The 19,593-nt window shown below is 59.3% G+C and carries 18 protein-coding genes; 9 read left to right on the top strand and 9 right to left on the bottom strand.

The window, feature by feature from the left end; genetic code table 11:
* The first annotated feature begins 305 nt into the window (after positions 1 to 305).
* The 6 genes from pntA to H6F59_RS01915 all read left to right on the top strand — a co-directional run bounded on the left by pntA (position 306) and on the right by H6F59_RS01915 (position 5,962).
* Positions 306 to 1,919, top strand: a complete 1,614-nt coding sequence (pntA, locus tag H6F59_RS01890; RefSeq protein WP_190694689.1) for a Re/Si-specific NAD(P)(+) transhydrogenase subunit alpha — start codon at positions 306 to 308, stop codon at positions 1,917 to 1,919.
* 72 nt (positions 1,920 to 1,991) lie between these two features.
* Complete coding sequence (locus H6F59_RS01895; protein WP_190694692.1) at positions 1,992 to 3,416, top strand: NAD(P)(+) transhydrogenase (Re/Si-specific) subunit beta; 1,425 nt, start codon at positions 1,992 to 1,994, stop codon at positions 3,414 to 3,416.
* Between the two features lie 154 nt (positions 3,417 to 3,570).
* The gene (locus tag H6F59_RS01900) at positions 3,571 to 4,317 is read left to right on the top strand and encodes a hypothetical protein (protein ID WP_190694694.1); all 747 of its coding nucleotides are present in this window, start codon (positions 3,571 to 3,573) and stop codon (positions 4,315 to 4,317) included.
* 195 nt (positions 4,318 to 4,512) lie between these two features.
* On the top strand, positions 4,513 to 5,367 hold the full coding sequence (gene purU, locus H6F59_RS01905) for a formyltetrahydrofolate deformylase (protein ID WP_190694696.1): 855 nt from the start codon (positions 4,513 to 4,515) through the stop codon (positions 5,365 to 5,367).
* A gap of 81 nt (positions 5,368 to 5,448) precedes the next feature.
* On the top strand, positions 5,449 to 5,685 hold the full coding sequence (locus tag H6F59_RS01910; protein ID WP_190694698.1) for a DUF4160 domain-containing protein: 237 nt from the start codon (positions 5,449 to 5,451) through the stop codon (positions 5,683 to 5,685).
* Entirely contained in the window at positions 5,666 to 5,962 is a 297-nt protein-coding gene (locus tag H6F59_RS01915) for a DUF2442 domain-containing protein (protein ID WP_190694700.1), read from the top strand. The genes H6F59_RS01910 and H6F59_RS01915 overlap by 20 nt, the downstream gene beginning before the upstream one ends.
* 22 nt (positions 5,963 to 5,984) lie before the next feature.
* Here H6F59_RS01915 and H6F59_RS01920 read toward each other — a convergent pair whose 3' ends face one another.
* On the bottom strand, positions 5,985 to 6,182 hold the full coding sequence (locus H6F59_RS01920; protein ID WP_190694702.1) for a hypothetical protein: 198 nt from the start codon (positions 6,180 to 6,182) through the stop codon (positions 5,985 to 5,987).
* A gap of 10 nt (positions 6,183 to 6,192) precedes the next feature.
* The gene (gene dxr / locus H6F59_RS01925; RefSeq protein ID WP_190694704.1) at positions 6,193 to 7,386 is read right to left on the bottom strand and encodes a 1-deoxy-D-xylulose-5-phosphate reductoisomerase; all 1,194 of its coding nucleotides are present in this window, start codon (positions 7,384 to 7,386) and stop codon (positions 6,193 to 6,195) included.
* 229 nt (positions 7,387 to 7,615) lie between these two features.
* Between dxr and H6F59_RS01930 the strand changes: the two genes are divergently transcribed.
* Entirely contained in the window at positions 7,616 to 7,969 is a 354-nt protein-coding gene (locus H6F59_RS01930) for a helix-turn-helix transcriptional regulator (RefSeq protein ID WP_190515292.1), read from the top strand.
* On the opposite strand, the gene mrdA is transcribed toward H6F59_RS01930, so the two are convergent.
* Positions 7,966 to 9,765 (bottom strand): penicillin-binding protein 2, encoded by a 1,800-nt coding sequence (mrdA, locus tag H6F59_RS01935; protein ID WP_190694706.1) that lies wholly within the window; start codon positions 9,763 to 9,765, stop codon positions 7,966 to 7,968. The genes H6F59_RS01930 and mrdA overlap by 4 nt on opposite strands.
* A 130-nt stretch (positions 9,766 to 9,895) precedes the next feature.
* Between mrdA and H6F59_RS01940 the strand changes: the two genes are divergently transcribed.
* Entirely contained in the window at positions 9,896 to 11,134 is a 1,239-nt protein-coding gene (locus tag H6F59_RS01940) for a TAXI family TRAP transporter solute-binding subunit (protein ID WP_190694708.1), read from the top strand.
* Here the strand turns inward: H6F59_RS01940 and H6F59_RS01945 are convergent.
* The 4 genes from H6F59_RS01945 to H6F59_RS01960 form a co-directional block, all read right to left on the bottom strand.
* The gene (locus tag H6F59_RS01945; protein WP_190694710.1) at positions 11,131 to 13,350 is read right to left on the bottom strand and encodes a hypothetical protein; all 2,220 of its coding nucleotides are present in this window, start codon (positions 13,348 to 13,350) and stop codon (positions 11,131 to 11,133) included. The genes H6F59_RS01940 and H6F59_RS01945 overlap by 4 nt on opposite strands.
* A gap of 203 nt (positions 13,351 to 13,553) precedes the next feature.
* On the bottom strand, positions 13,554 to 13,769 hold the full coding sequence (locus tag H6F59_RS01950) for a DUF2839 domain-containing protein (RefSeq protein WP_190515303.1): 216 nt from the start codon (positions 13,767 to 13,769) through the stop codon (positions 13,554 to 13,556).
* 99 nt (positions 13,770 to 13,868) lie between these two features.
* Positions 13,869 to 14,411 carry a GNAT family N-acetyltransferase gene (locus H6F59_RS01955; protein ID WP_190694713.1) on the bottom strand — a complete coding sequence of 181 codons (543 nt, stop codon included), beginning with the start codon at positions 14,409 to 14,411 and terminating at the stop codon, positions 13,869 to 13,871.
* Positions 14,412 to 14,531: 120 nt separating this feature from the next.
* The gene (locus H6F59_RS01960; RefSeq protein ID WP_190694716.1) at positions 14,532 to 16,064 is read right to left on the bottom strand and encodes an ATP-dependent DNA helicase; all 1,533 of its coding nucleotides are present in this window, start codon (positions 16,062 to 16,064) and stop codon (positions 14,532 to 14,534) included.
* 178 nt (positions 16,065 to 16,242) lie between these two features.
* On the opposite strand from H6F59_RS01960, the gene H6F59_RS01965 reads away from it, so the two are divergent.
* A complete protein-coding gene (locus tag H6F59_RS01965) occupies positions 16,243 to 17,097 on the top strand; it encodes a prephenate/arogenate dehydrogenase (protein WP_190694718.1) in 855 nt (284 codons plus the stop codon).
* A gap of 87 nt (positions 17,098 to 17,184) precedes the next feature.
* On the opposite strand, the gene H6F59_RS01970 is transcribed toward H6F59_RS01965, so the two are convergent.
* Both H6F59_RS01970 and H6F59_RS01975 read right to left on the bottom strand, forming a co-directional pair.
* Complete coding sequence (locus H6F59_RS01970; RefSeq protein WP_242021214.1) at positions 17,185 to 19,023, bottom strand: ATP-binding protein; 1,839 nt, start codon at positions 19,021 to 19,023, stop codon at positions 17,185 to 17,187.
* A gap of 130 nt (positions 19,024 to 19,153) precedes the next feature.
* Positions 19,154 to 19,387: a hypothetical protein gene (locus tag H6F59_RS01975; RefSeq protein WP_190694720.1), complete on the bottom strand. Its 234-nt coding sequence runs from the start codon at positions 19,385 to 19,387 to the stop codon at positions 19,154 to 19,156.
* Positions 19,388 to 19,593 lie beyond the last annotated feature (206 nt).

Genomic DNA, 19,593 nt, shown 5'->3' on the forward strand with positions numbered 1-19,593 from the left:
TTGTAGAAAATATAGGTAGAACCAGGCCGTTTAGACTAAATTGACGCTCCTTGTAATTCCTTTGAAGCTGGGGGTTATGTCACGGAACTGCCCCTTTGCTACTACCTAGAGCCTGTTTACATCGACTGCGCGCTTGCCCCTCCGAGGAACAACTTCATCGCCTCGCGCTCTCTGAGCCTGACGCAAAATTTGACTACCTCTGATCCCGTTTCACTAGCGCTAGGGTTGGGATCTTTTTTTATCGTCATTCTCCCGTTTCCTGCCTGCGTTTTTGTTGTTTAAGGCCATTCCCCTCGTAACTCCCTATGACCATTGCAGCACCCAAAGACAATTCTGTAGCCGCTCCCTTAGATGCTGCCCCTCTAGGGCTTAAGGTAGGCATTCCGAAGGAGGTGTTTGCGGGCGAACAGCGGGTCGCCGCCACCCCCGAAACCGCTAAAAAACTGCAAAAGCTAGGCTTTGAGGTCTTGGTTGAAACCCAGGCCGGAGCCGGGGCCAGCTTTACTGACAGCGCCTACGAAGCCGCTGGCTGCACGGTAGTGGCCGATGCCATCAGCCTGTGGGAAGCCGCCGATGTCGTGCTGAAGGTGCGATCGCCCCAGCACCATCCCGCCCTCGATCGCCACGAGGCCACCCTGCTCAAGCCCGAGCAAACCCTAGTCAGCTTTATCTGGCCCGCCCAAAACCCCGAGCTGCTGACCCAGCTAGCCGACCAGGGCGGCACTGTCCTAGCGATGGATTCGGTCCCCCGCATTTCTCGAGCCCAAAAGCTCGATGCCCTCAGCTCGATGGCCAACATCGGCGGCTACCGAGCGGTGATCGAGGCCGCCAGCCACTTTGGCCGCTGCTTTACCGGCCAGATCACCGCCGCGGGCAAAATGCCCCCGGCCAAGGTGATGGTGATTGGGGTTGGCGTGGCTGGGCTGGCCGCGATCGGGGCTGCCAAGAGTTTGGGGGCGATCGTTAAAGCCTTTGACACCCGCCTGGTGGTCAAAGAGCAGGTGCAAAGCCTGGGCGCAGAGTTTCTCGAGCTGCACTTCGAAGAAGACGGCAGCGGCGAGGGCGGCTACGCCAAGGTGATGAGCCCAGCCTTTATCGCCGCCGAAATGGCCCTGTTTGCTCAACAGGCCAAAGATGTCGACATCATCATCACCACGGCGCTGATCCCCGGCAAACCAGCGCCGCTGCTGATCACCCAGGAGATGGTCGAGAGCATGAAGCCCGGCTCGGTAGTCGTAGACCTAGCTGCCGAGCAGGGGGGCAACTGCGAAGTCACCGAGCCCGGCCAGGTGATTACCCACAACGGCGTCACCATCATTGGCCTGACCGACCTGCCCAGCCGCATGGCCTCCCAGGCCAGCCAGCTCTACGGCAATAACCTGGTGCACCTGCTCAGCGACTTGGGCGGAGCCGAAAATTTCACCGTCAACATGGAAGACCAGGTGATTCGCGCCACCACCGTGATTCACAACGGCCAAGTGACCTGGCCCCCTCCCAAGGTAGAAGCCCCCGCTCCCAGCGTCTCCCCCACCTCCCCGACCTCCCCCACCGCTGAGGAAATTCCCGCTGCTAAGTCCTGGTTTAGTCAGCTGCTCTGGCCCGTGCTAATTGGCCTGGCCTGTGTGGCTATCGGCCTTTGGGCTCCCGCCTCGTTTATGACCCACCTGACGGTCTTTGTCCTCGCCAGCTTCCTTGGGTGGAAAGTGATTTGGGACGTGTCGCCCAGCCTACATACTCCCCTGATGAGCGTCACCAACGCCATCAGCGGCATCATCATCATCGGCGGCATGCTGCAAATTTCTAATAACATCGCCTCACCAATGACGATATTAGGGGCGATCGCCCTCTTCCTTGGCACCGTTAACATCGCCGGGGGCTTTATGGTGTCGCAGCGCATGCTGAACATGTTTCACAAGTAATTCTTTTTGAACTTTGCTTTTGAACTTTGAATTCAAAAGGCAAAATTGCCTACCCACGCATTCCCAAAGGATATGGAAAACAACCTCGTAACCACTGCTTACATCGTCGCCAGCGCTCTCTTCATCCTCAGTCTGGCGGGGCTGTCGCAGCCAGAAACCGCTAAGCGGGGCAACCTGCTGGGCATTCTCGGCATGGCGATCGCCTTTGGGGCCACGGCGCTGATTTGCCAGGGCTACCCCGTCCAGATTGGCTCCATCGGCCTCGGTGTGCTGGTGGGTGTGCTAGCCGCTGCCCGCGTAGCGATGACCGATATGCCCGAAATGGTGGCGCTGCTCAACAGCTTTGTGGGCCTGGCCGCTGTTCTAGTCGGCTTTGCCGAATACCTCCAGCCCAGTGCCGCGCTCACGGGCACGGATATTACCGTTCACCGGGTGGAAATCTATATTGGCGTGTTCATTGGCATCGTCACCTTTACCGGGTCGATGATTGCGGTGGCTAAGCTGCGAGGCTGGGTGCCCAGCCGGGCGGTGCTGCTGCCCGCGCGCCACGTATTCACGCTGGGAATGCTGGGGGCGATCGCAGTCCTCGTCGCACCCTTTCTCACCGCTACCGGCAGCCCAGGAATGTGGATTTTAGCGGCGATGACGGCGATTGCAGGCATCTTTGGCATCGTAATCGTGATGGCGATCGGCGGGGCCGATATGGCGGTAGTGATTTCACTGCTCAACAGCTATTCGGGTCTGGCCTCAGCGGCAGCGGGCTTTATGCTCAACAATGACCTGCTGATCATTACTGGGGCGCTGGTCGGCAGCAGCGGCGCCATTCTCAGCTACATCATGTGCAAAGGCATGAACCGCTCCTTCGTCAACGTGCTGCTGGGCGGCTTTGGAGAAACCGCTAGCTCCGGCAAGGCGGCTGCCCTAGAGGGCAGTGCCACTAGCACCACCACCGGCGAAGTCGTCGAACTGCTGGCCAACGCCCAGAGCGTAGTCATTGTCCCCGGCTACGGCATGGCCGTGGCCCAAGCCCAGCACCCCGTGGCGGAGATCACCCGCCTGCTCCGCGCCCAGGGCAAACAGGTGCGGTTCGGCATCCACCCCGTGGCGGGCCGCATGCCCGGCCACATGAACGTACTACTGGCCGAGGCCAACGTGCCCTACGATATCGTGCTGGAGATGGACGAAATCAATGACGACTTGTCCCACACCGATGTGGTGCTGGTGGTCGGTGCCAACGACACCGTTAACCCCAGCGCCAAAAATGACCCCAATAGCCCGATCGCCGGCATGCCCGTGATGGAAGTTTGGGAAGCCGATACCGTAGTAGTGCTCAAGCGCGGCATGTCGTCGGGCTATGCCGGAGTCGAGAATCCGCTGTTCTTTAACGACAACACGCTGATGCTGTTTGGCGATGCCAAAACCAACGTCAACGGCATTTTGGCTCAGCTCTCCACCTCAACAGCTCCCGCCCCGGCCCCTGCCCTCGCCGCAGCCTAAATCATGTTGGATGTGCTCGGTTTGCAGAGCGCGCATCCAATATGAACAACGTGGGCTAGTGACAGATAACCTCAATACAACCAGCACCCCAGGTCGTAGGATGGATCAGCACAGCAGGATCTATCCTATGACCTGGGAGTTTTGGTGAGTGGGTATGAAGTTTAAGCGCAGTACGGTAATACTGGTAGGGGTGGCCTTTCTGCTGGGGGCAGGGGTGCTGATTGCTGAGTCCCAGCGATCGCAGTCCCCCGACTCCACAGCCCAAACCGAGTCCACCGCGCCCATTCTCACCTTTGAAGAAGCCGACGTCGCCACCCTCACCGTCGATCGCGGCAATGAAACCCTGGTCTTTGAGCAGGGCGACGACGAGACCTGGCAGATGACAGCGCCCGACCAGGCTCTGGCTGAACCGGGGGCGATCGCTTTCCTCCTCAGCCGCCTGAATACCGACTCGCCCCTGCAAACCGTTACTATGCGAGCCGACCAGGCCACCGACTTTGGCTTTAACGCTCCCCTAGGCGTCGTCACCGTCACTCTCAAAGACGGCACCGAGCACGAGCTGATTTTGGGTGGCCCAGACTTCAGTGGCAGCGCCAACTATGCAGTAGTAGACCCCGATCCCTGGCCCCCCGCCGGGGAGTCAGAATACTCCGTGCTCGTCGTCACTCGCGATGTGGCCAACGGCATCAATCGCCCCCTGGCGGAGTGGAAGATGCCGGGAGAAACCCCAACTCCAAATCCGGGGGCCAGTTCAACCCCAGAGAGCAGCACACCAGCGGCAGCCCCGGCGCCCGCTCCAGCCCCCACTCCGACACCTGCGCCAACCCCCACTCCAGCACCCTCGACAAACGAGACTGCGCCTGCGCCAACTGGCAGCCCTGCGCCTGAAGCTACTAACTGATTGGCATTACGGGTGCTAGGCTAAGCCCACCGTTGCTTTCGCGCGGTCGATCAAGCGTTGAATCGCGTTGACTTAATGCTGCTGGGCAGTGCCCACGCTACGCCTGCCCCACAAACTTCCCAAAGCAACACACCCACTGACCTTGGGCTTCCATAACCTAACTACCCATCCACCCGCCCACTCATCCACCCCTCAATGTCTTCTCCCACCGCTATTTTGCTGTTTTCTTGCCCAGACCAAAAGGGTTTAGTGGCTAAGATTGCTAACTTCATCTACGCCAATGGCGGCAACATTCTCCACGCCGACCAGCACCGCGACCCTGAGGCGGGGTTGTTTTTGTCGCGCCTAGAGTGGGAGCTAGAGGGGTTTAATCTGCCGAGGGAAATCATTGGGGCAGCGTTTGGGGCGATCGCCCAACCCCTCGGCGCTACTTGGCAGCTCCACTTCTCCGACGCCGTGCCCCGTCTGTCGATTTGGGTCAGCCACCAAGATCACTGCCTGCTCGACCTGCTCTGGCGACACAAAGCTGGCGAGTTCAAGGCCGAAATTCCGCTGATCGTCAGCAATCATCCCCACCTCAAACCCGTCGCCGACCAGTTTGGCATTGCCTTTGAGCACTTGCCCATGACCAAAGACACCAAGGCTGAGCAAGAACAGCGCCAGCTAGAACTGCTCAAGGAATACAACATTGACCTAGTGGTGCTGGCCAAATACATGCAGGTGCTCAGCTCCGATTTCCTCAACCAGTACGATCGCGTCATCAACATTCACCACTCGTTTTTGCCCGCCTTTATGGGAGCCAACCCTTACCAACGCGCCTTTCGGCGGGGGGTGAAAATCATCGGAGCCACTGCCCACTACGTCACCTCCGACCTCGACGAAGGCCCGATCATCGAGCAAGATGTGGTGCGCATCAGCCACCGCGACGATGTGAAGGAGCTAATTCGCAAGGGCAAAGATGTGGAGCGCATTGTGCTGGCCCGCGCCGTGCGGCTGCACCTGCAAAACCGCACTCTGGTCTACGGCAACCGCACTGTAGTGTTTGCTTAATCGCGCCCTGTTGACTACTTAGGCTTCCTAAACTAGGGTTTTGCCTAGCTTTAGAAATCTCTCTCAGCCAAAGTATTGCCGATGCCTACCGTGCTTCAGGTCGGGCCTTACAGCTTTATCTTCTTCAGTTCCGATCGAGGTGAACCTGCTCACATCCACGTTAAGCGCGATCGCCAAATCGCCAAGTTTTGGCTAAGCCCAGTTACATTAGAGAAAAATCGTGGTTTCAAAGACTACGAACTCAACAAGATTGCCGAAATTGTCGAGGAAAACCAAGACATTCTTCTAGAGGCATGGCATGACTACTTTAGTTCTTGAAACTGAACCACTGGCTACTGCCGTAGTCATAGACCATGAAAAACTGGTGGTTGAGTTGGCCGATGGTCGCAGCCTAGCGATTCCCCTAGACTGGTACCCTCGGTTGCTGCATGGGTCTTCCCAAGAAAGAAACGACTGGCAACTGCTAGGTGATGGCTATGCCATTGAATGGCCGCAGCTAGATGAACATATTGGTACCGAGGGATTGCTGGCTGGAAGGCGCAGTAGCGAAAGTCAGCGATCGCTAGCCCGGTGGTTAGCAGCTCGCCAAGCTTGAATTGCTTGACTGGCCTGTCCTATCAATCTCGGCCGCCACTGAGCCAGAGTTGAATCTGATTCCAAATGGCATCGGGGCCGATGCCAAACAGGAAGTAGAGAGCCAGCAGCAAAAAGGCCACCAGCAGCACTGTTTGAATGGTGTTTTTGATCAGCTTAAACACCCAGCCAAACACCACGATCGCAATTACGATCGCCCCCAGTACAATCAGCAGCTCCACGGGTGCCCTCCTATCCCATCGAAACGACAGTGGCTGAGGTCAACGACTCGCTGACGCTGGTGGCCTCGGCCCTGGCCCACTGGTCGGCGGCGAGAATGTCGGCCAGCACCGGCTGAGTCACATTGTGAGAACGGTGGCGATCGCACACCCCCTCGATCACCTTGGGAATTTCTAAGAAGTGAATCTTCTCGTCTAAAAATAGCGCCACCGCCTGCTCGTTGGCGGCGTTGAGCACAGCGGTCATCGTCCCGCCCGCGCGCCCAGCGGCGTAGGCCAAATCCATACAGGGGTATTTGGCGTGGTCAGGCTCACGGAAGGTGAGGTCGCCCGCTTTGACTAGATCAAGCGGTTCCCAGTCGGTGTAGATGCGATCGGGCCAGGAGAGGGCATAGAGCAGCGGCAGACGCATATCGGGCCAGCCCAGCTGAGCCAGCACCGACGTATCTTGCAGCTCAATCAGCGAGTGAATAATGCTTTGGGGATGGATGACGATGTCGATGCGATCGTAGTCCATACCGAACAAATAGTGGGCCTCGATCACCTCTAAACCCTTGTTCATCAGCGTGGCAGAATCCACCGTGATCTTGCGGCCCATCGACCAGTTGGGGTGCTTGAGGGCATCGGCCACCGTCACCTGGGCCAGCTTCTCCACTGGCCAGTCGCGAAAGGCACCACCAGAAGCCGTGAGCAAGATCCGCCGCAGGCCATCCTTGGGCACCCCCTGAAGGCATTGGAAAATCGCAGAGTGCTCGGAGTCGGCGGGTAACAGCTTGACGCCATGCTTTTCCACCAGGGGCAACACAGCGGGGCCACCGGCAATCAGGGTTTCTTTGTTGGCCAGGGCGATGTCTTTGCCCGCCTCGATCGCCGCCAGGGTCGGCAGCAGCCCGGCACAGCCAACAATGCCAGTCACTACAGCCTCCGCGTCACCGTAGCGGGCCACTTCCACAATGCCGTCATCGCCCGCAAGCAGCTGAGGCATAGGATCGAGACCAGCTAGGGCGTCGCGCAGTTCACCCAGCTTGTCGGGATTGCAGATGGCGACGATCTCGGGCTTAAACTGGCGCACCTGTTGGGCCAGCAGCTCCACATTGTTCCCTGCGGCAATACCCACTAGGCGGAACTGGTCGGGGTGGTGCTCCAAAATATCGAGGGTCTGGGTACCGATAGACCCAGTTGATCCAAGCAGGGTGATGGCTTTCACAGCAATCCTCAGGGTGGGTGAACGCTATCTTTAAGAATCCCACGACGGGGGCCATGGCCCAAGGTCTTAGCAGAATCTCGTTTTCTAAGATTTAATTAAACCCCACGGGGATCATGGCTAAGCAATTGACAAGATTTGATGACTGTATCGCTATGGATAACTGTAAAAATACAATAGTTGTTAAAATTACTGGGAATCGTTCGCGCACACCCGAGCCTACCCCTAAACCATGGACTCTGTAGAACCGGTTTCAGTTGAAGTTGTGCAGCAAGTAGCGGATTATTTCAGCGTACTCAGTGAGCCGATGCGGCTACGAATTCTTAACTTCCTGCGTGAGGGTGAAAAATGCGTGCAGGAGCTAGTCGAGGCCACCCAAACCAGCCAGGCTAACGTCTCCAAGCACCTTAAGGTGATGCTCCAGGCGGGCATTCTCAGCCGCCGCACCGAAGGCACCTCCGCCTACTACAGTGTTACCGACGAGCTCATTTTTGACCTGTGCGGATTGGTGTGCGATCGCCTCGCCTGCCGCATTGAGGCCCAGGCCCAGCACTTTCGCAACTTTAGCCTGGCCAGCCGCAGCTAGGGAGCGGCCGCCGCTGCATTTTGATCGGCTTTAAAGTAGGCCTCTAAAACCTTCAACACCATGGGGGCAGCCACCTTGCCGCCGCCGCCGCCCGAGTGTTCGGCAAAAGCCACCACCACCACCTCGGGTTTTTCCATGGGGGCATAGGCCCCAAACCAGGCGTGGGAAAGGCCAGGCGGCGCCTCAGCGGTGCCACTTTTACCCGAGAGGGGAGGTAAGTGGGGCACGTTGAGGCTCTGGCCCGTGCCGCCTGTAATTACCCGTCGCAGCCCCTGGTGTAAGACGTCAATCGTCGCATCGCTCAGCTCTAGAGACTCTTTCCAGTTGCGATGCTCCTCGTTGTCTTTAAGCAAGTGGGGGGTAACTCGGTAACCATTGTTGGCGGGCACCGCAAACATGTTGGCCACTTGAAGCGGCGTCGCTTGCATAAAGCCCTGACCAATAGACATGTTGATCGAGTCGCCAATCACCCAATCTTCGTCTAGATTTTTTTGCTTCCAGGCTTCGTCGGGCACTAAGCCCGCGCTCTCTTCGGCACCTAGCTCAATGCCGGTCTTGCGGCCAAAACCATAACGGCGGGTCATCTCAATCAGAGTAGGGCCGCCAATGCGCATTGCCACCTGGTAAAAGAAGGTGTCACTACTCCAGGCCATCGCGCCAGGGAAACTAAGGGGGCCAAAGCCCGCCCGGTTCCAGTCGCCAAACTGAATGCCCCCCACCTGGATGTAGGGATAGGTGGGCAGCACTGTACCCGGATCGTACTTGCCCGACTCTATGGCCGCCGATGTGGTGACAATTTTAAAGGTACTGGCCGGTGGAAACGCTTGCAGCGATCGGTTGAGAAAGGGGTGGTCAGCCCCTTGAAGCTGCCGCCACTGGGCCTCAGTAATGCGGGTAGTAAAAATATTGGGGTCGTAGGTAGGCCAGCTGGCCATGGCCAGCACAGCGCCACTGCGCGGGTCAATGGCGACGATCGCTCCCTCGCGGTTGCCCAGAGCCGCCTCCGCCGCTCGCTGCAGCTCAATATCGATGGTGAGCTGGATGTCTTTCCCAGCAATAGCCGGCTTATCGCCCAAAATGCTAATAATCCGTCCAGCGCTATCCACCTCTACCTGCTGGCCACCCCAGGTGCCGTGCAGCGTGCTTTCAAAGGCCGACTCGGCCCCCATCTGCCCCACCACATCTCCCAGGCGATAGCCCTGCTCGCGGCGGGCCTTGAGCTGCTCGTCGGTGAGTTCGCCCGTGTAGCCAATCACGTGGGCAGCGAGGTCCCCGTTGGGGTAGTTGCGCACCGCCTCAGCCTCCAAACGCACCCCGGGCAGCTCGTTGGTATATTCGGCTAGGGCTGTGGCCTGGGCTGGGCTAATGCCGCGGGCAATGGTAATCGACTCAATCGACTCGTAGCCCGCCTGCTCTAGGCGCTTTTGAATCTCGTCGGGGGGCACATTGAGCACCTTAGACAGGCGGTTGATCACCATAGGCCACTTGTCGCGGGGTAGCGCGATCGGCCAAATTGACACGGTGTGCGACAGGCGGCTACCGGCGAGAATTTTGCCGTTGCGATCAAAAATCGTGCCGCGGGCCGGGCGTTTGGGCACCAGGCGAATGCGGTTGGTGTCGGCCAGCTGGCGATTGCGATCGCCCTCCACCACCTGGAGCTGAAATAGCCGCAGCCCAAAGGCTCCCACCAGCAGCACCGACACCAGCACCATCAAGAACACGGCCTGAAAGCTGCGCCCGACAGTGCGACCGCGCACAGTATCGGGTACGTAGGGTAAATTTTGGAGTAGAGCCATATATGTAAACCCAATCCAATTCCAGAGATGGAGTTTTGCGGCGGAAAGGCTACCAATCCTAAGCTGGACTTGAATTAGCACCCCACGGCAAAATCGGCCAGTCACCATTTTATATCGGCCCAGGAGATCTATGCAGGGAAAGGTTGTCTTGCCGGTGGTGGTGCTGAGTTTGGTGGGGGTTGTGGCCTCGGCCTTTTTTGTGGTGCGTGAGCACACCCGCACCTACCGCCTAGTGCTGGCCTCAGGTGGCAGCACGGGTGAATATTACGCCTTTAGTCAGGCCTTTGCCGAGGTGGTGGCCCGCAATCATCCCACCATTGCCATTGAGGTGCTAGAAACCGACGGCTCTCTGCAAAACATGGATTTGCTCAAAACCAACGCGGCCCAGCTGGCCCTGGTGCAGAGCGATACACCAGTACAGCCGCCGGTGCGGGCGGTGGCCTTACTATTTCCTGAACTGTTTCATCTGCTGGCTCGCACCGACACCAACATCAACGGCGTAGCCGATCTGCGGGGCAAGCGGGTTGCCCTTATGCCCAAGGGCAGCGGCTCCTACGCCCTGTTCTGGCCGCTGGTGCAGCACTACGGCCTGAGCGCAGACACGATGACGGTGCTGCCTATGCCCGTCGACCAAGCCCACGCCGCCTTGGCCACGGGAGAGGTGGACGCCCTGTTTCGCGTCATTACCATAGGCAACCCAGCCGTGGGGGAGCTGCTGCAAACCGGCACCACTCGCCTAATTCCCATCGATCAGGCCGATGCCCTCCAGCTGTCGCTGCCCTACCTCGAAGCCCAGGTGATTCCCAAGGGAACTTATAACGGCGGGCGACCCGTGCCCCCAGCCGACCTACCAGCGGTGGCGGTAAACGCTTTGCTGTTGGCCCACGAGAGTCTGCCCCCCAAGGTGGTAAATGCCCTCACCCAGACCCTGCACCAAAACCGCAACGAGCTAGTGGCTCTGTACCCACGCGCGGCCAGAATTCGCCTCGACACCTCGGGGGATTTAGGCCTGCCGCTGCACCCTGGAGCTGAAGCCTTTTATAATCAGGGCGAGCCTGAGTTTTTGGTGGAGTATGCCGAACCCATCGGGCTACTGCTGTCGGTGGGTGTGCTGGGGATTTCAAGCCTGTGGCAGCTGCAATCGTGGCTGTTGGGCAAGCAGAAAAATCGGGCCGACACCTACAACCTAGAAATTTTGGCGCTGATCGATGCGATCGATCGGGCTCAATCACTGGAGGAATTGGCAGCCCTGAGGGAAACCCTGTTTGACATTCTCAAATCGCCACCAGGAGATGGTGCTACGCAGCAGTGCTGGCGGGGCCGATCAGAGGAGGTAGGGACGTTGATCAGCTTTGAGTCAGTTGGTTAATGCCCGGCGTAGAGCGCGCCCGAAAACAACACTTCGGTATTCTGGCTGGCAGCCTGGGGTGACTCCATCGGCGCACGGGCAAGGTATTCGGGCTGAGGCTGAACCGATATGACGGGGGCCACAGGCTGCGTTACCTGGGGTTCTCCAGCAGGAGCCGCCGCCGGACCGGGCACTAGTTCGAGGGGCTGAGGGGCTGGGACCGACGGCGCCATCAGCGGCTGGGGCGGAATCGCCGCCGGTAGGGGAGCCGGGGCAAGATCCACCGGGGCGGGTACTACCGCAGGAGCACTGGGCGGTTGAGGCGATTGCGGCGGCACTGGGGCTTCTGCCTCAGCTGGAGCCGCTGGGCCAGGGACGGTATCAATGCGATCGGGTAGGGGAGACTGCGGCCAGCCCAGGTTAGAGTTGACTGGTGCGGGGGCCATTGGTAGGCCCTCTGGCAGTGGCGAGGTTGTCGCATTCTCAAGGGATGGTTCAGCAGGAGTCTCCACTGTGGCAGCCTCTTCGGAATCTTGCACCTCGGCCCGACGGGCGGCAGCCCGTTCGATGGCGCGCAGGCGCGCCCGTTCGGCGGCCGCAATCTCTCCCTGCCAGCCGGCGATCGCGTCGGTGGCCTCATCGTAGAGGGCGCGGCCGGGCTTGACCCCACTGGCCTCGACAATGGCTTGAGACAGCTGACCGCGCTGGGCTAGCGATCGCGCCCGGTTGAGTAAAGGCCGATCTTCCATCACCTGGATTTCGCTAGTCCAGATATAGACCCAGCTTTGGGCCTCGCCGCGCAGCGCTCGGTGGAGGGCGATGCCGCTGGCGGTCTGAATTGCCTCCCGTAGGCCGTCAAAGGTTTTGGCTCTAGCCAGCTCGTGGGCTTTGACTAGCTGGGGGCGATCTTCCAATCGCTCAATCTCCTGCCGCCAGTGGGCCACCATGGTTTGGGCTTGCACCCGCCGGGGGTGCCCCTGGGGCACCTGGGCAGCCTGGCTAGCAGCTGCATTGAGGGTATCTTTGGTGCGCACCTGCCCGATGGCCTGGGCGGTTTGCAGGCGGGCCAGCTCGCCCATGTGATTGCGCCAGCTCATCACGCTCGACTGGGCTTGGGGATAGTAGGGGCTGTCGGCGGGCAGGCGATTGGCCAGCAGCATGGCCTGGTAGAGCGTCACCAGCTGGTCGGGGGAGGTACGCCAGGTAGTCAGGCTTTTCTGAGCCATCTGGCGGGCCTGGCTAATCCAGATCAGCTCTTGGGCAACTTTGGCACGGCTAGGGTTGAGGGCGGCACTGCGACCCAGGGCGATCGCCGCATCGAGTTCTGAGGCATACCACTTGTCTTGACCTAGCTTGAGCAGCAGGTCGCTCCAGCGATCGAGGTAGGGCTGCACCTGCTGGCGAGCGTAGGTGCTCTCGTTGATCTGGCTGGCGGTGCGCAGGGCGGCTTCGAGGCGATCGCTGCCGCCGGGGACAGCAGTGGCCACCGCCTCACCCAGCAGCTCTTGAGCCCGACGCTCTAAGCGAATCTGGCGTGACAGGGCCTGTACCTGCTCGACCCGCCAGTGAGAATTATTCAGCTCGGCCAGGGCCAACACCTGCTGCGAGGCCGTGGCCCAATCTTTTTGCTTTAGGGCCGTTTGGGCCGTGGCCATGATCGCTTCGCCCTGATCCCACTCGCCCTGCCAGGTCTGCATGGTCTCTTGGGCGGTGGCAAATACCGGGCTATCGGCCGGAATGTGGCTCACCAGCGCCTGGGCCTGCTCCATGCTGCCGTTGCTGCGTAGCTCCTGCTCAGCGGCCTTGAGTACGACCCAAGACCACTGCTCAATCAGAGGCTGCACTTCGTAGTAGAGCGGGTGTCCAGCCGTCCAGCTGCCCGCTAGGTCAAGGGCAGTCAGCACATCGGGCAGTGCGCCCGACTCAGCCGCCACCTGGGCACAAAATAGCTGAGCGCGATCGGTCGTTACCGAGGCTGGGTTGTCACAGTTGGCGGTGGGGGGCAGATTAATCAGCCAGAAGAATGCCCCTAGCGCCGCGCCGCTGGCGGCAAAACAGCTCAACAGAGTAATCAGCAGCAGCCGCCAAGACTGGTTGCCGCTCTGGGGCACTGGCACCATCACCTCAGACAGCCCCAGGGCCGAGTCGGCCTCATCGATCACTAGACTGAAATCCTTAGCAACCCCTTCTGTCAGAGGCTCTCCCCGCTGGGGGCCAGACTGCTGTTGACTCAGCATATACCCGTAAGCTCCCGCGCAACCACCTTCCCCCACTCTACCCAGAATCAAAGGAAGACGGGAAGCATCAGTTACGATTTCTTAGCGCTGGCGGGAAATTTGCCTCGGTTTTGTCTTCAAACCTTGAAATGCAGCGCTGGCCAAGTCATTGTAGGACATGGACAGCTAGACGAAGCCAAAACCGAAACGTTATCTGGCTTGCCCTAGTCCGCCAGCGTCCACCAGCCTAAGCTGGGGCCAATAAACCGCAGCGTAATCCAAAAAGCGATGATCAGCACAATGGCACCCCAGGTACCCCGGGCAGTCCACTTCATGAACTGCTGCGACTGATCTTTGGTAATTGGCAGCCAGGGTAAAATTGGCTCTGACTGACCGTACTTTTCGCCTAGCTGCTCTTTGCGTCGTTTTGATTCGCCCATGGGTCTACGCCGCTACATGCTCTACTCATCATCAGATTAAATGATTTGATGTCATTCGGGCCCTCAATTTACGCCGGGCCTTAACTGATCGCGAGATTGTCATACCGGCTCTCGGACTTTGGCGAAGATAAATGTGTCTCGTGGTGTGGGCGAAAGGTTAGGGCGAATCATAAACCGAGGCAATATGCCCTCACGCCGTAGACCTGCCTTTCCCAAAACTCGTGCTGAGGCAAGATTTTCTGTGTCGCACGTTGCCCAGATGCGATCGATCTCAGGCAGACTCATCAACCATGACACAACCGCCCTAGCTGCTTCTGTCGCCAACCCTTGCCCCCAATAGCGGCGGTTTAGAACATAACCAAAATCTGCCCTAGGGCTCTCTATCCGGCACGCAATCGTCCCAATTGCTGTGTTCTCGGTCTTGGTAGCGATCGCCCAACAAAACTCACTACCAGACTCCCATTGAGCAGCAAAGCTTTCGAGCGCGTCGACCGTATCCTGAATGCCGGTGTGCCTTGGCCAGTCCATGTAGCGGACTACTTCAGGATCGCAACCGTACTCGTAAACAGCCGCCGCATCAGTCAGAGATGGACGCCGTAAAATCAGTCGGTCTGTAATCAGTTGGGTAGGGGCTTGGTACATGCCACAACGCCTCAGGAGTACGGTTCAAGGCTGTGACCAAAGTGTTTTGGTTGCGTTACCCACTGATCGCCCTCCATGCATACAGCCGTTCGCACTTTCTAGAGTTTTACAGCTCTCGCCCTAAGGCCCCCATTGGGTGGGTAGCGATCGCGTGCAGGCTGCTGGACTTAGCGCCTCCAAGATTTGCGCTCCATAGCTGCGGTAGTGAACGCGGGTGTCGAGCAGAGCCACGGTGCCACCGTGCAGCCGCGAGGGGGCCACGGCCCGCTGCAACTCCGTCACCGCCGTGGGAAAGAGGTACAGCCGAAACCAGTCCTGCCGCCGCCGCTTGTGATAGGCCACACGCCCCGCCACCATCGGATTTTCCAAGGAAGGCAGGGGCAGGGTCACAATAATCAGCAGTGCCGGGGGCGGCAGCAGAGCCTGGTGCTGCCGCCAAAATGCCCAGCCGCTGACGAGAATGCCGTTGGTGTCGATGGCGGCATTCTCCACCTGCACCCGCGAGCCAAATTCTCCAGCCAGCATTGCCCCTAGCTGCCCCTTCAGGGGCAAATCATCCAGCAAAATCACTGTAGGGCCAGAGACCTGAGGACGTGCAACGTTCAGCAGACGGCGAATTTCTTGGTGCAGCACCCCCTGAAACTGGGGAGTGTTGGGCAGGGACAGATGGGTGGGCAGGTAGAGCTGAATAGCGTCGTTTTGCCGATTAGGGGTGAACTGGAGGCAGGTGAGATCGCCCAGTCCCAACCGCTGGCGAAAGTTGTCGGCTGCTTCATCCGGGTCAAGGGCGGCGCCAATTAGCACCACCGGCTGGCGAGGCCACACGGAAGTCATAGCGGTGGCGAGTTCTACCGGGGCGCAGTGCAGCGTCATGTGGCCGCGATCGCGATCGACCGAAAACCAGAGCAGATGGTCGGGCGGGTTAAACCGCTGCCAGAACTTCACCCACTGAGGCGGCATTGGCCCCTCGGTCTGGGGGGTGCTGGCGCGGCTGGCGGTCAGCACCTGGTGCAAGCGCTGGAGCTGCTGGCTATCGCCTTCTTCGAGCAGGTAGCGGTGGTAGGGGTTGGCCGGACGCTGAAAGGCCGCGTGGGTCAGGGCCACGTGGGTGTTTTGAATGAGACTCTGGTGGTCGGGGTAGGCCAGCGCCAGGTGGGTCCAGTCGAGGGTGCCCAGGTCAACGGTGAGCTGCTGGTGTAGCCAGAGTTCGAGGTTGTCGGCATCGTCAATCAGCGTAGGAATGCCGTCAGGGAACTGGTGGCCCCCCTCCAAGCGATCGCCTAGCCAGGCCTCGGGCGTAGTGATCAGCAGCCCATCGAAACCGTCGCCAGGCCAGCGATCGCCCATCTGCACCGGCTTCCGCAGCCGCAGCTTTTCTTGCAGCCGAGGAATATCAACCATCAGCACCCGCTGGGCCGTGGAGTCAGGAGCCACCACCACCGCAGGGCCAGGCCACATCATCAGTGCGATCAGGTAGCTGAGGCGATACTCGCCTTGGTAGGCCGACAGGCCACCCACTTGCATTAATGCACTGCGCCCCAGCCGCAGTGCCCGCGCCACTAACCGCGCCAACGTCAGATGGTGGGGCCAGCTCGGCTCTCCCCATTCCCGCAGCAGCGCGCGCAGTTGTTGGTGTACTTGGGCCTCAATCACGGGGGGAAACGCCGCAGCGCCACGAAAGAATGAATTGGAACGGTTGACGACTGAAGTAGGTGGCGGGTTGCCCGCTCAGCTACAGGCGTTCATTGTCGCATAGATGACTGGTTGGGGTCTCTAGGTATCCCCCCACCGATATGCTGATAGGGTTTGCTGTGGATACGGGATTACAGCCATGGAACGCATTGCCATCATTGGTTTGGGCCTAATCGGCGGATCGCTGGGGCTTGATTTGACCCGGTACGGTCATCCCGTCGTGGGCATTGCCCGTCGCGCCACCACCGCCGAGGAGGCTCTGGCGATGGGAGCCGTGACCGAGGCTGGCAACGAGCTGGCGCTGGTGTCGGGGGCCGATGTGGTATTTATCTGCACCCCGATTGATGCTGTTGTCGCCACGGCAGCGGCGATCGCTCCCTATTTGTCTGAGGGAGCGGTGGTTACCGATGTGGCGTCGGTGAAAGGAGAGCTTGTGCCCAGCCTAGAGTCTCTGTGGCCGGACTTTGTGGGTGGCCACCCAATGGCGGGCAAGGCCGAGGCTGGGCTGGCGGTCGCGGAGGCAGGGTTGTTTCAGGGCCGCCCCTACGTGCTTACCCCCACCGAGGCAACAAACCCAGAGGCTTTGGAGCGGGTACGGGCGATCGCCACTTCCCTAGGGGCGAATCTTTGCCAATGCCACCCCGACCAGCACGATCGCGCCGTCGCTTGGATCTCGCACCTGCCGGTGATGGTCAGCAGCAGTCTGATTCTCGCCTGCCAAGGAGAATCAGACCCGGACATCCTCGCGCTATCCCAAACCTTAGCTAGCTCCGGCTTTCAAGACACCAGCCGCGTCGGCGGTGGCGTGCCCGACCTTGGCACCCTGATGGCTCGCCACAATCGCGCGGCCCTATTGAATGCCTTGACTCAGTATCAGGACCAGCTCGACCAGCTCAAAACCTTGATTCAAGCTGAAGAGTGGGATGCCCTATACAACACCCTGACCCGATCCCAAAGCGCCCGCCCCGCATTTCTGGGTCAGCGAGGAGGTTAAAAAGCGGCATTTTGACCCAATGGCTTGAGTTAAAGAACTTTCCAAAAACTCAGCTTCTGTGGTCTCAAGAATGCTCCTCAGGAAGGTCTATTTAGGCGGATAAACCGGCTCTTTGTCGATCACCACCGGCTTTTGGTACAGCAGGGCTGTAAAGGTCACCGTTGAGCCCAGCCCTTCGCCCATGCTGATGAACTGCACCACGCCGCCCATGGCTTCCACCAGACGCTGGGAGATCGCCAGACCCAGGCCGGTGCCGCCGTACTGGCGGGTGCGATCGCCATCCACCTGGCTAAAGCTTTGAAATAGGCGATCTTGCTTTTCGAGGGAAACGCCAATGCCCGTGTCGGCCACGCTAATTTTGACCAGACCGGGCCAGGTTTTGCCCTGGTATTCCACCTTTTGCGGCTTCACTTCGGCGCTGATGGTGACACCGCCCTCGTGGGTGAATTTGATGGCATTGCTCATCAGGTTCATGAGCACCTGAAGCAGGCGCTGGTAGTTGCCATTAACGGTGATGTCATCGCGGGTGGCGGGCAGCAAAATCTCCAGGTACAAATCCTTTTGATCAGAGAGCGGACGCATGAAGTTTTCTGCGTTGGCTAGCAGCTCTTTAAGGCTAATCGGCCCCATATCGATCTGCATTTTGCCCGCTTCGATCTTGGCGATGTCGAGCACATCGTTGATCAGCTGCAAAAGGTGAAGTGCTGACTTATGAGCCTCAGCCAAAAATTCTTCTTGCTCGGCGGGGTCGTCGGCCATACCGTCGAGCACCAGCTTGAGAAAGCCAATCATGCCGTTGAGCGGAGTGCGTAGCTCGTGGGAGGTGTTGGCCAAGAACTCGCTTTTTAGGCGCGAGGCTTCTTCTGCCTGCTGGCGGGCTTCCTCGGCCTGGCGGCGGGCCTCTTGAAACTCAAGCTGCTTTTCCATCAGGCTGGCGTTGGCCTGCTGGAGCTTGATCGCTAGGGCGTGGCTTTCGCCAAACAGGGTGGCGTGAGCGATCGCTGTACCCACCTGATCGGCCAAGTCAGTGAGCAAAGTTAGCTCAACGTCTGACCAGGGGCGATCGGGGCGGTCGTGGAGCACGATAAAGCCATTAATGGTGTTTTGGTAACGGGTGGCCACCGCCACAATGGATGGGTCAGCGGGCTGCCGCTGCGGCACTACCGCCACTGACGACTGGGCCGCAGCACTGAGGCAAGGCGTTTCGGCCAGCGTCCACACCTGCCCCTGCCAACTGGGTAGATCGCCCAACCGCGTATACTCAGCAGTCACTGTAGCAGTCTGAGGAGCCACGTTGGGGATAGCTTCGCAGCTGCACACCAGGCAGCGGTTCACCCCAAACAAGTCGCCCAGTCCCTCCACCGTCTGTTGACGAATAATTTCTAGATCCAGCGTCCAGCGAACGTTGCGGGTGATTTGGGTGAGCCGGGGCGAGTAGGTTTGCAGCTGGGCGCAGGCAGCAGGCAAGCTCTCTTGAACCACAGCGGGAACTTCTGCGGTTCGCAGCCAAGGAATATTAGCCAACCCGTGCGGGTCAATCAGGTAGCCTGTGGCGGCAATGCGAAATAACTGGCCGTCTAGTCCAATTAGGGGTTGAAGCACCCACTGCACATCGATGCTGTGGGATCCCAACGGGCAGCGCCCCGGCAGCTGTACCAGTTCCCGGTGGGTGGCTAAGCTTTCGAGGGCCTGACTCAGAGCATGGGGGGCAGCAAAGGAAACGATTTCGGCCAGCGATCGCCCCACCCAGTTAGCCGTTAGCGTCTCCGGCAGAGCTTTGACCCCCACGGTCTGAATTGACTCCACCACCGCCGTAGGGCTGAGCACCATAATCCAGGCGGAGATAGCATCCGCTGGGCTGGCCGCGGCCAAGGTCGGGAAAGAAGGTCGCGATCGCATAGGGGTACGAGGCCGGAACGCTCCCATGGTAACTAACCGATCGCACCGATGGCTCTAGTTGAGAAGGAATTAGGAAGGTTTTGGGTGTCAGGTACAGGGTCAAGGGGCAGCCCTAGACCCTACACCCCACACCTTGAGTCCTGATTCTGCGTCCTAATCAGTCATTCCACTCACCCTTGGGGGGCACCGTCGGGTTGCGGGGCAGGTGGCGCACTAGGTCATCTTCGTAGCGGCGATCGCCCCGCAGCCACTGGCGTAGGGCGACATCGATCACCTTGCTAGGGTCGGAGGAAAGGTGGGTAACCTGGTCGAGCAGGTCCTTATCGATTTGTACCGAAAGATCGACTTTTTCCGCCGACCGCTCGCCGGAAGAAGAGGCTGAGTGTTGCATAGTGAGTGGCCTAACTACCGGGTATGGGGTGGATTTAGAATCTATCATCCAGTCTAAGCCCTGGCATAGGTGGGTTTGACGCCAAGGCCCACAACCCTTGCAGGATTAGGTCTGAAGATCTTGACATAACAAGTTCCATCCCTCCGCCTTCCCTGTCTCCTTACCCCCGCCCCCCTCTACCCATCCACTCCCCCACCCTCCGCCGA

The sequence above is a fragment of the Nodosilinea sp. FACHB-141 genome (assembly GCF_014696135.1).
Lineage (GTDB): Bacteria > Cyanobacteriota > Cyanobacteriia > Phormidesmidales > Phormidesmidaceae > Nodosilinea.

Bases quoted from the DNA above. Each gene is read 5' to 3' on its own strand.
- H6F59_RS01940 (WP_190694708.1), top strand. From the start codon at position 9,896: ATGCAGGGAAAGGTTGTCTTGCCGGTGGTGGTGCTGAGTTTGGTGGGG.
- mrdA (WP_190694706.1), bottom strand. From the start codon at position 9,765: ATGGCTCTACTCCAAAATTTACCCTACGTACCCGATACTGTGCGCGGT.
- H6F59_RS01945 (WP_190694710.1), bottom strand. From the start codon at position 13,350: ATGCTGAGTCAACAGCAGTCTGGCCCCCAGCGGGGAGAGCCTCTGACA.
- pntA (WP_190694689.1), top strand. From the start codon at position 306: ATGACCATTGCAGCACCCAAAGACAATTCTGTAGCCGCTCCCTTAGAT.
- H6F59_RS01895 (WP_190694692.1), top strand. From the start codon at position 1,992: ATGGAAAACAACCTCGTAACCACTGCTTACATCGTCGCCAGCGCTCTC.
- H6F59_RS01970 (WP_242021214.1), bottom strand. From the start codon at position 19,023: ATGGGAGCGTTCCGGCCTCGTACCCCTATGCGATCGCGACCTTCTTTC.
- H6F59_RS01915 (WP_190694700.1), top strand. From the start codon at position 5,666: ATGACTACTTTAGTTCTTGAAACTGAACCACTGGCTACTGCCGTAGTC.
- H6F59_RS01900 (WP_190694694.1), top strand. From the start codon at position 3,571: ATGAAGTTTAAGCGCAGTACGGTAATACTGGTAGGGGTGGCCTTTCTG.
- H6F59_RS01950 (WP_190515303.1), bottom strand. From the start codon at position 13,769: ATGGGCGAATCAAAACGACGCAAAGAGCAGCTAGGCGAAAAGTACGGT.
- H6F59_RS01930 (WP_190515292.1), top strand. From the start codon at position 7,616: ATGGACTCTGTAGAACCGGTTTCAGTTGAAGTTGTGCAGCAAGTAGCG.
- H6F59_RS01955 (WP_190694713.1), bottom strand. From the start codon at position 14,411: ATGTACCAAGCCCCTACCCAACTGATTACAGACCGACTGATTTTACGG.
- H6F59_RS01965 (WP_190694718.1), top strand. From the start codon at position 16,243: ATGGAACGCATTGCCATCATTGGTTTGGGCCTAATCGGCGGATCGCTG.
- H6F59_RS01975 (WP_190694720.1), bottom strand. From the start codon at position 19,387: ATGCAACACTCAGCCTCTTCTTCCGGCGAGCGGTCGGCGGAAAAAGTC.
- purU (WP_190694696.1), top strand. From the start codon at position 4,513: ATGTCTTCTCCCACCGCTATTTTGCTGTTTTCTTGCCCAGACCAAAAG.
- H6F59_RS01910 (WP_190694698.1), top strand. From the start codon at position 5,449: ATGCCTACCGTGCTTCAGGTCGGGCCTTACAGCTTTATCTTCTTCAGT.